Genomic DNA, 14,186 nt, shown 5'->3' on the forward strand with positions numbered 1-14,186 from the left:
CGCTGGCGCGGTTCCTTTCTTTGACAGCGGGTGCAGGACGGCGCATGGGCGGGGCATGCACCTCGCCCGTTTCGACATTGACCTGTTCCTGCGCCACCATTGGCAGAAGCGCCCGCTGCTGATCCGCAACCCGTGGAGCGCGTGGCGCAACCCGCTGGAGCCGGACGAGCTGGCCGGCCTCGCCTGCGAGGAGGGCGTCGAATCGCGCCTCATCACCCGGCAGGCGGATAGGCTCGCCATGGAAAGCGGCCCGCTGCCGGAGGATCGTTTCACCGAACTCGGCGACGCCTGGACACTTCTGGTGCAGGCGGTCGACCATCATGTGCCCGATGTCGCGGCGTTGATCCAACCCTTCCGCTTCATACCCGACTGGCGCATCGACGATGTGATGGTCAGCTATGCTACCGACGGGGGCGGCGTCGGGCCGCATTTCGACCAATATGACGTGTTCCTGGTGCAGGGCCTGGGCAAGAGGCGCTGGCGCGTCGGCCCGCGATGCGATTCCGCAACGCCGCTGCTGCCGCATGACGACCTGCGCCTGATCCCCGATTTCGAGGCGACGGGGGACTATGTCCTCGAACCCGGAGACATTCTCTATGTCCCGCCCTGCTTCACGCATGACGGCGTGGCGGTGGGCGGGGACTGCATGACCTATTCCATCGGCTTCCGCGCGCCGTCCCGCGCCGAACTAATCGAAAACTGGTGCCGGCATCAGGCCGACGACATGGTGGACGAGGATCGCTATGCCGATCCCGACCTCATCATCCAGCCCAATGCCGGTGAGATCGCGGCGTCGGCCCTCGACCGGATGCATGCCATGGTGCTGGAGGCGCTGTCCGACCGCCGCGCCTTCGCCCGCTGGTTCGGCCTTTACAACAGCCTGCCCAAGTCGGCGGACATGGATTGGCGGCCGGATGAGCCGGCGGACGAAGCGACGGTGCGCGCCCTTCTGGCTCAGGGCGTGCCGCTCAGCCGCAATCCCGCCAGCCGCTTTTCCTTCATCCGCCAGGGAGAGCCGGAACTGCTGCTGTTCGTGGACGGCCATGGCTTCGATTGCGACGGCGACACGGCGCGACTGGCCGAGGGGCTGTGCATGGAACCGGCCATGGTCGTGGATGCGGAACTCGCGGCCTCCGCCGCCGTGGTCACGCTGGTTGCGGCGTTGATCGACCAGGGCAGCCTGGCGTTCGATGCGGACTGATCCGTCATGGCGCTGATCCTGTTCAACAAGCCTTATGGCGTGCTCTGCCAGTTCAGCGATGAACGGACGGGCCCGCCCCGTCCGACGCTGGCCGCCTATATCGACCGCCCCGGCTTCTATCCGGCGGGCCGGCTCGACCTCGACAGCGAGGGATTGTTGCTGCTGACCGACGACGGCCGCCTGCAGGCGCGGATAGCCGACCCGCGTTTCAAGATGCCCAAGACCTATCTCGTGCAGGTGGAGGGGGACCCGGACGGGGCGACGCTGGCGGCGCTGCGGCGTGGCGTGCGCCTGAAGGACGGCCTGACCCTGCCCGCGCAGGTCGAACGCATCGACGCGCCCCCCCTCTGGCCCCGCGATCCCCCGGTCCGGTTTCGCAAGAGCGTGCCGGATTGCTGGCTGAGCCTGACGATCCGCGAAGGACGCAACCGACAGGTCAGGCGCATGACGGCTGCCCTGGGGCACCCGACTTTGCGGCTGGTGCGGTGGCGGATCGGGGACTGGACGCTCAACGGCATCGCGCAGGGACAATGGCGCGAAGCGGCGGCAGAACAGGGCAGGGTCCGACCAGGCGCGCAGTAGAGTGTCCCGCCCATCCGATATAACCGGATCGCCGCGCCAGAGCATATTCCAAGCAGGAGCAATCCTCTGCCGACCCGGAAAAGGCGGTGAAAACACAGATCCAGAGCGGCCGAACCGACGGGTCGAAATCTGGTCTAGTTCAAGCTAAAGGGTATGCGCAACGTCGTGCGAATATCGCTGGCATCGTCGGTTGCGCCCACTTCGACCGTCCAGTTGATCATAGCTGGTCTCCAGACCCGTTGGTCCATTATTCGCTCAACGGCCCCTCCTGGAGCCTGTCCGACGAGCTGTTCTTCTATGCGCTTTTCCCATGGCTTTTGAAATGGCGCGAGCCGGTGCTGCGCGCGGTCTTCATCGCCGGCATGGTCCTGATCGTGGCGGGAAGCTGTTTTACAGCCCTTACGGTCGCGGGTTATTCGCCATGGGTGGACTGGATCTTCTATGTGTTCCCGCTTACCCGGCTGTTCGAATTCATCGCGGGCATCCTGCTGTGCCGGGCCTAGCGATCGGGCATCGGACGACGATGGGCGACGAGCGCAACGGAAGCGCTTGCGGCCATTTCGCTGCCGGCGACCATGGTCGCCGTGGAATGGTTCGCAGTTCCCCTCGCTTTTCGCTACCAGCTCATCTTCCTGCCGCCGATGGCTGTCCTGATATTGATATTCGCCCATGGTCAGGGCGCATTATCGCATCTGCTCCGCCAGCCTGGGCTGCAATCGCTGGGAGCGGCCTCCTTCGCTCTCTATCTCGTTCACCGGCCGATGATCACATTCATGGAAAGGTGGTCAGGCGCCGGGGCCGCAAGCGATATTGCCTTGGCGATCACCATGCTGCCGATGGCCATGCTTGCGTCCATCCCTGGCTTCGCCCTGCTGGACCGGCCGGTGCAGCATTGGCTCCGCCGTCGCGAGACATTCACGGTAAAGCGCAAGGCATTCGCCATTCGGCAATGAACAGGCTGCTGCGAGCATCGATGCCCCGCGGCTTGGCCAAGCGGTAAATCGTTCCTCATGGAATCGGGCCTCATCGATCTTTTTCCCATCGACTTAGGGAGACGTCGGACGAATAGTCGCAGGAACTGCAACGCAACCTCGATAGCGAGAGGAACAAGCTTGTCGTCGAGCCCTTCTACAGGCACGAGAAGATCGATGCTCCATCAAGAGCCCCTTCGACCTCCGCGCCGTGGGCGGCCCAGACCCGTTCATCCGGTGATTTAATTCGGATGGACGACTGAAGACTTCCCCCGCGTTTTGGCAGCGGGGCCGACACGCCTAGCTGCCACGCCATAAATGGTCGGACCATGCCCGAATAATATTTCTCATATAATATCATTGCTGAAAACAGGATGGAGGTGCAACAGCATCTTCGTCGACCTGTTCGGGCATGGTTCATAGCCTGACATGCTTCGTGGCAAACCCATCGAAAATTCGCGATACGCCGCAACAACTCAGCACCGCGCAGGTTCAACATCGGTCAAGGTGCGGGGCCGTTCCGCCATGACCGCGGCGGCCATTGTCCGCGACGCCCAAGGCGCAGCTTGATCTGGGTGATTCCTTTTGCGGTTGCCGGAAGCAAACAGCGCCCGCATAGCGGTTGCATGGACGAGAAGACGACGAATCTGATCATGGCTATTCTCAGTCGGGCGCCGCAATGGATCAGGCACGACCTGCTGTCCAAGGATGCGGGCGTCAAGCAGCGGGCGGAGGAGACGCTGGCCGCCATGATCGCCAACGCCCTCGCCACAGGAACCGACGACTCGACGGCGAGTTAGGGAGGAAGTCCGTTCCAACAAGGCTCCAGCAATGACATGCCGCTCTTTCCCCGGCGCCTTCATGCCGATGGCCGCCATAGTGGCGGCGGCCGCGACCCTCGCGCCGGCAGGCGCACAACGCCCGGACGCCGACATAGAGGTCCAGTGCGCCGCCGGACGGCGCTTTTCCGTCCGCGCCGATGCCGACCGCGCCACTGTCGTCTGGAAGGACGGGCAGCTCACGCTCAAACGCGGGGCAATATCGCTGGGCCGATATTATCGAAGCCCCCGGGCGGCCCTCATCATCGACGGCGACTATGTGTCTTTCGTGCCCAGGGGCGACCGGAACTGGCGCGACTGCCGCCTCATGCCCAGGACCGATGTCATTGAGAAGGATTGATGCCCGATCACGCACGCCGATTTGACGATCATGGAACGGGATCGACTTTCCGACATTGGATCGATTGCCGGCAAATACAGGCATAGAAGACCATTTACTGGAAATCCGACATTTACAATCTGTGTCGATTTGCGCAAATAGCGCTAACATCCTCCTGAAACGGGTTCGCTCACATGGCCGACGAAGACAAGAACGACATCACTGCCCTTACCGTCCAGTTGCTCAGCGCTTATGTCTCGCGAAACAGCGTTCCGAGCGAAAGCCTGGCCGATCTGATCAAGACCACCCGCACGGCGCTGACGGAAAATGCCACGGCGACCATTGCCGAGCCCGCTGCCGAAACCTTCACGCCTGCGGTTTCGGTGCGCAAGAGCCTCGCCTCGCCCGATCATATCCTCAGCCTGATCGACGGCAGGCCGTACAAGACCTTGAAGCGCCATCTGGCCGCCCATGGCCTGACGCCGGAACAATATCGGGAACGCTACAAGCTGCCCAGCACCTATCCGCTGGTGGCGCAAAGCTATTCGCAGGCGCGTCGCGCCGTCGCGGAAAAGGCCGGCCTGGGCCGTAAGCCGGTCGTCGCTACGAAGGCCGCAGCCCCTGCGAAGGCAGCGGCCACTCCGGCAAGCCCCGCCGCCGCGCCCAAGGCGGCAGCGCCCAAATCATCGGAAAGGGCTGCTCCCGGCGCCGGGTCCGATGCGCCGGCGAAGGCCGCGGCGCCTGCTAAGGCCGCAGCGCCAAAGACGAACAAGGCGAAGGATGGGCCCGCCCCCGTCATATCGAACCGCAGCAATCGCGCCGCGGCGCCGGCCTCCGCCAGGAAGGACAGGAAGGAGCCGCGCCAGCGCCTTTCGATCGCCGCCGCCAAGGGCGACAAGGCGGACGGCAAGGCTGCCGCCGCTTCCAAGGCCCCTGCGCAGGAAAAGGCCCCGGTAAAGAAGGCCGCTCCTGCGAAGGCCAATGGAACCGCCAAGCCCAAGTCGCTGAAGGCGGCATTGGAAGCAGCCAGTTCGCATCTGGGCGGCGAGGAAAAGACGTCCGAAGCCGCGACCGCCAAATCCTGATCATGGGTGGGAAGCGAGCGATCACGACCTCGCTTCCCATCCGGCCATCCGGGCGGTCGTAGCAACGGAACGGCGGCAAGCCCGCTCAGGCCCGAGTGAAGCGCCAGCGATCGGGCTCGCTCTCCCCGGCATCGAAGCGATAGCCGTCGCTGTCGAAGCCGCGCATCGCATCGACGTCGGTTATGCGATGCTCGCACATCCATCGGGCCATCATGCCCCGGGCGCGCTTGGCCTTGAAACTGACGAAGCGCGGTCCGTCGGGACCGGGCTCGCGAAAATCGACGTCGATGATGCGGATGCCCGCCAGCTTGCCTTCCACCGCCGCGAAATATTCCTGGCTGGCGAGGTTGAGGACCACGCCCGACCCCTCCTCCGCGATCTGCCCGCGGAGCAGTTCAGCGATGCGATCGCCCCACCAGTCGGTCAGCTTCTTGTGGCGCGGCGCCCAGCGCGTCCCCATCTCCAGCCGGTAGGGCCGGATCGCGTCCAGCGGCCGCAACAGGCCATAAAGGCCCGACAGCATCCGGACATGGTCCTGCGCGAAGGCGACCGCCGCTTCGTCCAGCGTACTGGCTTCGAAACCTGTATAGACATCGCCGGCGAAGGCGAACAAAGCCTGCCGTTCGGGCAAGTCGGCAAAATCGCGGAAGCGGTCGGCATTGAGCTTCGCCAGGCGCGGCGAGATATGCATCAACTCCGACAACCGCTTCTGCGAAAGGTTGGCGGCCGATCTGGCCAGGTCGCGCGCCTCTTCGGCGAAATGCGGGGTGGTGACGGGCAGGGGCGGCAGCGCGCGTTCGAAATCAAGCGTCTTGGCGGGGGATAGCAGTGCGATCATGCCAGCCTCCGTAGCGAGCGGCCGCCCATGCGTCAAAATGCCGTTGCACAGCATATTGCCGACGGCGTTCCATGACGCCGGATCGGCATTGCCGCGACCCTTGTCCACAATGGGGCTTGCCCCTATTGCCTGTCCGCTCCTAGGCTTGGGAAATGCGTTCGGGCGGAAGGGGTTGGGACAGTTGCGATCCTGCTTCTTCCATGGTCCGCCGCGCCATCCGGGCCAACCGCTGTTATGGAAAAATGCCTGATCCATGCTGAAGGTCGATCACGCCGCCATTATCGGAGGAGGGTTCAGCGGCACGCTGCTCGCCATCAACCTGCTTCGTCATGGTGCGTTGCGCGTGACGATGGTGGAGCGCCATGAAGAACGGATGGGCCGGGGCCTCGCCTATGGAGCGGCGCATGCCGGCCATGTTCTCAACGTGCGCGCCGCCAATATGAGCGCTTTGCCCGACAGCCCCGATCATTTCACCGACTGGCTGAAGCAGCAGGGACTGGGCCAGGAAGGCAGCTTCGCCACCCGGCGCGACTATGGCGCCTATCTCAGCGCCATGCTGGACCAGATGCGGGGGCAGGCCGCGGACAGGCTGACCATATTGAACGGCGATGCCGTCGACCTGCAGCTGCGCGACGACGGCATATGCGTCGTCCTGCGTTCCGGGGGCGGGATCGAAGCCGACATCGTGGCGCTGGCGCCCGGCAATCTGCCGCCGCACGACCTGCCCGCCTTTGCCGGATTGCGCGACAGGGACGGCCCCGAGAACGCCGTCTATGTGAACGATCCCTGGGCGGCGACCATCGCGGCGGGCTTGCAGGACAGCGATCGGGTGCTGCTGCTCGGCAGCGGGCTGACGGCGGTGGATTGCGCGCTCAGCCTGGATCGTGCCGGGTTCCGGGGGCGGATCGTCGCCCTATCCCGCCGTGGGCTGGCGCCACAAAGCCATGCGCCGGCACCCCCCTATGCGCCGCGCAGCGACCGGCCGAAGGGCGCCGCTTCCACGCTGGTCCGGACGCTGCGCAGGCGCAGCGCGGAAATCGGCTGGCGCAATGCCGTGGATGAACTTCGCCGCTTCACCCAGGATATGTGGCGGGCCGCCAGCGCGGAGGAGCGCAGCCGCTTCCTGCGCCACCTGCGCCCCTATTGGGACGTACACCGCCACCGCATCGCACCGCAGGTGGCGGAGCGGCTGGCGGCGATGCAGGCGGAAGGACGGCTGGAAATCCGCGCCGCGAAGGTCGTGCAGGCTGTTCCGGAGGGCGGCACGATCCATGTGCATCTGCGTCGTCGTGGCCGGGAAGAGGGCGAGACCGTCGCCTTCGCCAGGGTCGTCAATTGCACCGGCCCGCTGGGCGACCTGCGGCGCACCGACGATCCGTTGCTGCGTCGCCTGGCATCGCGGGGCGACATCCGCCCCGATCCGTTGGCGATCGGCATCGATGTCGACCGCCAATGCCATGCCATAGCCCGCGACGGATCGGCCCAGCCCCGCCTTTTCGTCGTCGGCCCGATGACCCGCGGCGCCCATTGGGAAATCGTCGCCGTTCCCGACATCCGCCGCCAGGTTTGGGAACTGGCGCGGGAGATCACTGGCGCCCATTGGGTCGAGGCCGAGGGTTTGTAGTAAAGCCCGATCCCCGTCTTGCGGGATCGGCCACCACTTCATGATATGGTCCTGATGAAGTCGCCTATCCGGCGATGATGCGCCAGTGATTCCAGCTTGTTTAACACTTGTCCGGGTCGCAAGGGAAATGACCGGCCTTTATCCGCCAGCCGCCCGATCATGATATTCCCTTTATAATCCAATCCGGTTCAGGTGGAAAAAATGCCATGAATCGAGCCGCACCTGTATCTCATTGGCACAAAACCGATCCTTGCTGCCCCGGATCGTTACGGATGAGACATGACGGAAAAGCCCGGTGGAATGTATTTGCCGACATATACCGTTCAGAAACAGTCTATTAGCGAAACGATCGGCATATCTTTCTTGATCCATATCAGCTTTCAGTTTTTTGTCGCATCCCACTGTCATTCTATTAGGGTTGAGACTCAATCACAGCCAGAAGGCCACGGCGGCTGCGAGGCTTACGGCTGACAGGAAGTTTCTGGCGAGCTTGTCGTAGCGGGTTGCGATACGGCGAAAATCCTTGAGGCGGCAGAACATGGCCTCGACCCTCCAACGGTCCTTGTAACGGCGTTCGTCATACTGGATCGGGCGCTTGCGGTTGCGTCGACCGGGGATCACGGGGATTGTGCCCTGTTCGCGCAAGGCGGCCCGGATGCGGTTGGCGTCGTAGCCCCGGTCGGCGATCACCCGCTTCATGCCGATGGTCTCGCCAATCAGTAGGTCTGCGCCCTTCACATCCGACGTGTTGCCGGGCGTCAGGACGAGGCGGAGTGGTCGCCCGAGGACATCGACGAGCGCGTGGATCTTCGTTGTCCTGCCGCCACGCGAAATGCCAATGGCATTGGCCCGCGCCCCCCTTTTGCACCACCGGCAGAGCGGTGGGCCTTGATGTAGCTGCTGTCGATCTGGCCAGTCTCCGCGATCCAGCCTTCCTCGGTCAGCGCCGCCAGGATACGGGTCCAGATGCCCCGGCGGCTCCACCGGTTCCAGCGATTGTAGACCGTCGTCGAAGGGCCGTATTCAGAAGGGCAATCCGCCCAGCGGCCACCGCACTTGAGCATGTGAATGATGCCCGAGATCACCCTGCGATCATCGACCCTTCGCGCTCCGGGCTGGTTCTTCGGCAAGTGCGGCTCAATCGCTGTCCACGCTTCATCCGACAACCAGAACAACGAACGCGACATTCCAAACAGCCTCCAGCTTCAGCGGAGACCCCCTGAATCAAAGTGAACGCAGATTTTCAATAGGCTGATTGGGTTTGGACCCTAAGAAAGATATAGTAAATTAGCTATAAGCAACAAACTACTTACCGTTCACGCATATGGGGGGCCAATGCGCCGCGATGCTCGCAAACTGCTGGAGAAGCTGAACCGCAAGGACTTCGCCTATCGCGAATTTGAGGACCGGTTCTCGGAAACGGAATTATGGCCCATTTTCGCGGCCGTGCTGGGCGACCAGAAGGTGGTGGGCGATGACGCCGCACGGCTGCCCGTCCGGCAGGTCCAGCAGGACGAACGGCCCGCCCCCGCCGCCAGGACATCGCAGCCCCAGGCCGCGCCGAATCAGATCTTCGCCCAATATGGCGCGCCCCAGCGGCGGGCGGCGCCGAAGAACAATGTCGACCTCAAGGAATTCTTCAACCGCTTCTCGGAGCTGGATTGATGGCCGTCATCCTGCTTCAATCGCCCAAGGGGGGCACCGGCACGACTTTCCTGGCGGCCCAGCTCGCCCTGCACCTTGCCGGCAAGGGCTATGAGGTCAACGCGCTCGACTGCACCTTCCAGGATTCGCTGAAGATGCATTTCGGCTTCATGCCGGCGCAGGCCGTGCCGGAATGGGGCGCGGGCGGCGGCGAACCGCTGGTGGCCTTCGGGGTCAGCGTCATGCAGGGCCATGGCCAGAGCCGCTCCGCCGCCTTCGCGGCGCGGGTGGACCGGGAGTTCGAGCGGATGTTCGATCCCGGCCATATCTGGATCGTCGATGTCGCATCGGAGGACCGGCACCTGCTGGAACTGCTGATGCCCCGCTGCGTGCTGCATATCTGTCCCCTTCTGCCCACCGCCGCGTCGCTCGCCACGCTCAACCGCCTGAGCGAGACGGCCCCGGCGATGAAGCTGGACCGCACCGTCTTCGTCCTCAACCAGCTGGACGACCGGCAGAAGCTGTCGCGCCACAGCCACAGCTTCGTTCGCGACCTGTTCGGGGACCAGTTGCTGGCCACCATCCGCCGCGACGAGGCCGTCAACGAAGCGCTCGCGCGGTTCGAACTCATCAGCAAATATGCGCCGCCGAGCGCCGCGTTGCAGGACCTGCGCCTGTTCGCCGACGCCGTGGAAGAGCGCATCGGACTGAAACCCGCCCCGGGAGAGGCGAACATCGAGGTTACAGGAGACGCCTGATGTCCCTCCCTTCCCAATTCGCCCCGCAGGCCCTTCTCAGGCTTGCGGCGGGGCTCTTCGTGGCTGCCGTCGTCATCGTCGTGGTGACGGTGCCGCTCGACCTGGAATCGCAGTGGATATTCGCGCTGACCACCATGGCGGGCGTGATCCTGTTCAACCGTTCGCCCGGCAAGCGGTCGACCATCGCCATCGGCATATTGTCGCTGCTGGTATCCACCCGCTATCTGTTCTGGCGCACGACGCACACGCTGGACTTCGACAGCCTGCCCGCGGCCCTGCTGGGCACCGGCCTTTATCTGGCGGAACTCTACGCCTGGGTCATCCTGGTCCTGGGCCTGTTGCAGACGAGCTGGCCGCTGGACCGCCCGGTCGTGGAGATCGAGGGCGAGCCCGATCAATGGCCGGTCATCGACGTCTATATCCCCACCTATAATGAGAGCCTGGCGATAGTCCAGAACACGGTTTTCGCGGCGATGGACATGGATTATCCGCGCGACCGCTTCCACGTCTATATCCTGGACGACGGCCGCCGCCCCGAATTCCGGGCCTTCGCGCGGCAGGCCGGCTGCGGCTACCTGACGCGGGCCGACAATCTGCACGCCAAGGCGGGCAATCTGAACGCCGCGATGAAGAAGACCGACGGGGAACTGATCGCGATCTTCGACTGCGACCACGTCCCCACCCGCGCCTTCCTGCAGATGACGGTCGGCTGGTTCCAGAAGGACGCGCGGCTGGCGCTGATGCAGACGCCGCACCATTTCTATTCGCCCGATCCGGTGCAGCGGAACCTGGGCAATGTGAAGGAACTGCCGGGCGAAGGCGACCTGTTCTACGGCGCGGTGCAGAAGGGCAACGACCTATGGAACGCGACCTTCTTCTGCGGGTCGTGCGCGGTCATCCGCCGATCCGCGCTGGAGCAGACCAACGGCTTTGCCGGCGAGACGGTGACGGAGGACGCGCATACCGCGCTGAAACTGCAGCGCATGGGCTGGAACACCGCCTATATCGGCATCCGCCTGTCGGCGGGCCTCGCGACCGAGCGGCTGGTGCTGCATGTCGGCCAGCGCATCCGCTGGGCGCGCGGCATGACGCAGATCATGCGGATCGACAATCCGCTGTTCGGGCCGGGCCTGAACTGGCACCAGCGGCTTTGCTACCTGAACGCGATGCTGCATTTCCAGTTTCCGCTGCCGCGCATCGTGTTCCTGACGTCGCCGCTCGCCTATCTGATCGGCGGACAGAACATCATCCATGCGTCGGCCGCGCTGATCTTCGCCTATGCGCTGCCGCACCTGTTCATCTCCACCATGTCGAGCGAGCGCATCCAGGGCGGCGACCGGCGGCCCTTCTGGGGCGAGATCTACGAAACGCTGCTCGCCTTCCATCTGGTGAAGCCGACGCTGTTCACGCTGCTGAACCCGCGCAAGGGCAAGTTCAACGTGACCGACAAGGGCGGCCTGCTGGACCAGACCTATTTCGACGGCACCACGGTGCGGCCGCATGTCATCACCGCGCTGCTGCTGGTGTTCGGCGTGATCTTCGGCTTCGTGAAGCTGAACTTCCCCCTCCTGTTCGACGCCCAGTGGGACACGGTGCTGCTGAACACCGCATGGGCGAGCTTCAGCCTGCTGATCCTGATCGCGGCGATTTCGGTCGCACGGGAACAGCGGCAGGTACGCGAGAATATCCGCATCACCGCGCAAATGCCCGTGACGCTCTATTTCGACGACGGCTATGTCGTGGACGGGACGACCGTGGACATTTCATTGGGCGGGCTGGCGGCGGAGCTGCCGGACGGTTTCGCGCTCCAGGGGCGCAAGGTCACGGACATCTCGCTGCCGATGGGCGACGAGACGCTGACCATTCCGGTCGACACGGTTCGCCTGGATAACGGCCGGGCCAAGCTGCGCTTCCAGCCGCTCGACATGGTGCATGCCCGTCATCTGGTGCGCGCCGTCATGGGCCGCGCCGATGCGTGGCAATCGGACAAGCCGCTGGCGCCGGTCGCCGGCCTCAAATCCATCAGGGATATTTTCAGCGTGGGCATCGACACGATCATCGACATATGGCGCCTGCCGCGCCGCCGGAAGAAGGCGATGCGCGCCATGGCCGCCGCCGCGGCCGCCGGGGCGCTCGCCACCACTTCCGCCAATGCGGTTCCCGCCGTGCCGGCGAGCACCCCCGCCGCGGCCACGCCGGTCCCGGCGGCGGGCGGCAAGCCGCAGCGGCTGCTGCTCAAGGACCTGCAGGTCAAGAACCCCATCCGCCTCGCCGGAACGCGCGGCGAATATGGCATTCCCTTCGGCCTGCGCAGCAATCAGGTCGTGACCGGCGCCTCTCTGACCCTGGCCTTCAACTTCTCGCCCTCGCTGCTGGGCGACCTCAGCCAGATCGTCGTCCTGCTGAACGGAGAAGTGGTCAACGCCCTGCCGCTTCGGCCTTCGGACGGCACGACGCAGACGGTGACCGTGCCGATCAACCCGGCGCTGTTCCTGCCGGGCGACAATTCGCTCAACCTGCGCTTCATCGGCCATTACACCCGCGACTGCGAAGACCCCTTCCACAGCTCGCTCTGGGCCAATGTCAGCAACACGCGGTCGGTGCTGAACATCACCACCCAGTCGCTGCCGCTGAAGCCCGACCTCGCGCGCCTGCCCGCGCCCTTTTTCGACCGCAACGAGAATGTGGCGCTGAAACTGCCCTTCGTCTTCGCGGGCAAGCCCACCAATGGCGAGCTGGAGGCGGCGGCCAGCACCGCATCCTGGTTCGGCGGCATGGCCAGCTATCGCGGCTATTCCTTCAAGCCCAGCTTTGGCCAGATCCCCGCCGGCAACGCCGTGCTGTTCGTGACGCCGGGCCGCCGCATTCCCGGCATCAACCTTCCCGGGGGGTCCGCCGCCACCATCATCACCAATCCGGTGGACAGCGAGGGCCAGTTGCTGATCGTCAGCGGCAGCGACGAGAAGCAGTTGAAGCAGGCGGCCGCGGCGCTCGCCATCGGACGGGGCATGCTGGGCGGGGCGAGCGCGTCGCTGGACGGCGTGCGCCTGCCCTCCTTCCCCCGCTATTCCGCGCCGCGCTGGCTGCGCACCGACCGGCCGGTGCGCCTGGGCGAGATCGTGCCGCGCTATGCCCTGCAGGGCATCGGCCTGCCGCCCGGCCCGCTCAGCGCCGGTTTCCATGTCGCGCCCGACCTGTTCTTCTGGCCGCGCCAGGGGGCCAAGCTCGACCTGCGCTACCGCTATCCGTCCGCCCCCTGGCTGGACAAGTCCCGCTCGCGCCTCGACCTGTCGATGAACGGCCAATATCTGACCACCCTGCCGCTGACCGGCGAACATTGGTGGGACAAATGGTTCGGCGGCGGACGGCCCACGGCCTATACGTCGCGCGCCGACGTCGTGCTGCCGCGCTACGACCTGTTCGGCCAGAACTCGCTGGTGTTCGACTATAATCTGCTGGTCCAGTCCAAGCAGCGCTGCGAGGGGATGTTGCCCGACAATGTGCGCGTCAGCATCTTGCCGGAAAGCTCGATCGACCTCGGCCACGCCTATCATGCGCTGCACATGCCCAATCTGGCGAGCTTCGCGGGCGGGGGCTATCCCTTCACCGTGCGGCCCGACATGGCGGAGACGGTCGTCCTGCTGCCCGGCGATCCGACGGCCGCCGTGGTCGAGGCCTTCCTGAACGTCATGGGCCGTTTCGGGGACGCGACCGGCGCACCCGCGATCCGGGCCAGCGTCACCCGGTCGGTCGATGCCGCGCGCATGGCGGGCAAGGACATATTGGTCATCGGCCCGGTCCAGATCGCCCAGTCGGAATCGCTCTTTTCCGGCGCGCCCGTCTTTTACCAGGACGGCCGGCTGCGCGTCACCGAACGCACGCCGGTGGAGCGGGCCTTCGACCTCTTCTCCCCCTATGAGCGCAGCGACAGCGGCACGGTCGACGGCTTCTTCTCCGGGTCCGACAGCTTCAGCGGCATCGTCGGCTTCCAGTCGCCCTTCGACACCGGCCGCAGCGTCGTCGCGCTGCTGGCCAGCGATCCCGAAGCGCTGCCGGCGCTGGTCAACGGCCTCAACGACACCAGGATCAACGCGCAGGTGCAGGGCGATCTTTCGGTGGTGGACGGCGAAGGCATGGCGAGCTTTGCGGTGGGGGACGGCTATTGGGTCGGATCGCTGCCGGTCTGGATGAAGATCGCCTATTGGATGAGCCAGCGGCCGTTCCTGATCGCCCTGGGTGGCCTGCTGGTCGCCTTCCTCATCTCCGCACCGGTCTATCTGCTGTTCAAGCGGCAGGAAACCAAGCGCCTCGAAGCGGTGAAATGA

General features: G+C 64.9%; 13 protein-coding genes. 11 read left to right on the top strand and 2 right to left on the bottom strand.

Features of this window, described 5'->3' with window-relative positions; genetic code table 11:
* Positions 1–55 precede the first annotated feature (55 nt).
* The 7 genes from EGM87_RS22505 (at position 56) to EGM87_RS22535 (ending at position 4,997) form a co-directional block, all read left to right on the top strand.
* A complete protein-coding gene (locus EGM87_RS22505) occupies positions 56–1,201 on the top strand; it encodes a cupin domain-containing protein (RefSeq protein ID WP_025550009.1) in 1,146 nt (381 codons plus the stop codon).
* Positions 1,202–1,207: 6 nt separating this feature from the next.
* Entirely contained in the window at positions 1,208–1,783 is a 576-nt protein-coding gene (locus EGM87_RS22510; protein ID WP_025550008.1) for a pseudouridine synthase, read from the top strand.
* Between the two features lie 86 nt (positions 1,784–1,869).
* Entirely contained in the window at positions 1,870–2,286 is a 417-nt protein-coding gene (locus EGM87_RS22515; protein ID WP_084694358.1) for an acyltransferase family protein, read from the top strand.
* A 72-nt stretch (positions 2,287–2,358) separates the two neighbouring features.
* The gene (locus EGM87_RS22520) at positions 2,359–2,736 is read left to right on the top strand and encodes an acyltransferase family protein (protein ID WP_044661060.1); all 378 of its coding nucleotides are present in this window, start codon (positions 2,359–2,361) and stop codon (positions 2,734–2,736) included.
* A 671-nt stretch (positions 2,737–3,407) separates the two neighbouring features.
* Positions 3,408–3,554 carry a hypothetical protein gene (locus EGM87_RS22525; RefSeq protein WP_171407208.1) on the top strand — a complete coding sequence of 49 codons (147 nt, stop codon included), beginning with the start codon at positions 3,408–3,410 and terminating at the stop codon, positions 3,552–3,554.
* A 31-nt stretch (positions 3,555–3,585) separates the two neighbouring features.
* Entirely contained in the window at positions 3,586–3,933 is a 348-nt protein-coding gene (locus EGM87_RS22530) for a hypothetical protein (RefSeq protein ID WP_099186595.1), read from the top strand.
* Between the two features lie 173 nt (positions 3,934–4,106).
* Entirely contained in the window at positions 4,107–4,997 is an 891-nt protein-coding gene (locus tag EGM87_RS22535; protein WP_099186596.1) for a Ros/MucR family transcriptional regulator, read from the top strand.
* Between the two features lie 85 nt (positions 4,998–5,082).
* Here the strand turns inward: EGM87_RS22535 and yaaA are convergent, their stop codons facing one another.
* On the bottom strand, positions 5,083–5,835 hold the full coding sequence (gene yaaA, locus EGM87_RS22540) for a peroxide stress protein YaaA (protein ID WP_099187046.1): 753 nt from the start codon (positions 5,833–5,835) through the stop codon (positions 5,083–5,085).
* Positions 5,836–6,088: 253 nt separating this feature from the next.
* On the opposite strand from yaaA, the gene EGM87_RS22545 reads away from it, so the two are divergent.
* Positions 6,089–7,459, top strand: a complete 1,371-nt coding sequence (locus tag EGM87_RS22545; protein WP_099186597.1) for an FAD/NAD(P)-binding protein — start codon at positions 6,089–6,091, stop codon at positions 7,457–7,459.
* Between the two features lie 429 nt (positions 7,460–7,888).
* On the opposite strand, the gene EGM87_RS22550 is transcribed toward EGM87_RS22545, so the two are convergent.
* Positions 7,889–8,646, bottom strand: a protein-coding gene (locus EGM87_RS22550; RefSeq protein WP_137708757.1) for an IS5 family transposase whose coding sequence is annotated in 2 segments (ribosomal slippage) — positions 7,889–8,313 and positions 8,313–8,646 — 759 coding nt in all. Because the reading frame shifts where the segments join, the coding sequence is not laid out codon by codon here.
* 148 nt (positions 8,647–8,794) lie between these two features.
* On the opposite strand from EGM87_RS22550, the gene EGM87_RS22555 reads away from it, so the two are divergent.
* From EGM87_RS22555 to bcsA, 3 genes are read left to right on the top strand one after another with little or no spacing between them, the layout of a single operon-like run.
* Positions 8,795–9,124, top strand: a complete 330-nt coding sequence (locus EGM87_RS22555) for a hypothetical protein (RefSeq protein WP_061935063.1) — start codon at positions 8,795–8,797, stop codon at positions 9,122–9,124.
* Positions 9,124–9,861 carry a cellulose synthase operon protein YhjQ/BcsQ gene (locus EGM87_RS22560; protein WP_025550001.1) on the top strand — a complete coding sequence of 246 codons (738 nt, stop codon included), beginning with the start codon at positions 9,124–9,126 and terminating at the stop codon, positions 9,859–9,861. The genes EGM87_RS22555 and EGM87_RS22560 overlap by 1 nt, the downstream gene beginning before the upstream one ends.
* Positions 9,861–14,186: a UDP-forming cellulose synthase catalytic subunit gene (gene bcsA / locus EGM87_RS22565; RefSeq protein ID WP_137708756.1), complete on the top strand. Its 4,326-nt coding sequence runs from the start codon at positions 9,861–9,863 to the stop codon at positions 14,184–14,186. Before EGM87_RS22560 ends, bcsA begins: the two co-directional genes overlap by 1 nt.

It is taken from the genome of Sphingobium sp. RSMS (genome assembly GCF_005406185.4).
In the GTDB taxonomy this organism is placed as follows: Bacteria; Pseudomonadota; Alphaproteobacteria; order Sphingomonadales; family Sphingomonadaceae; genus Sphingobium; species Sphingobium fuliginis.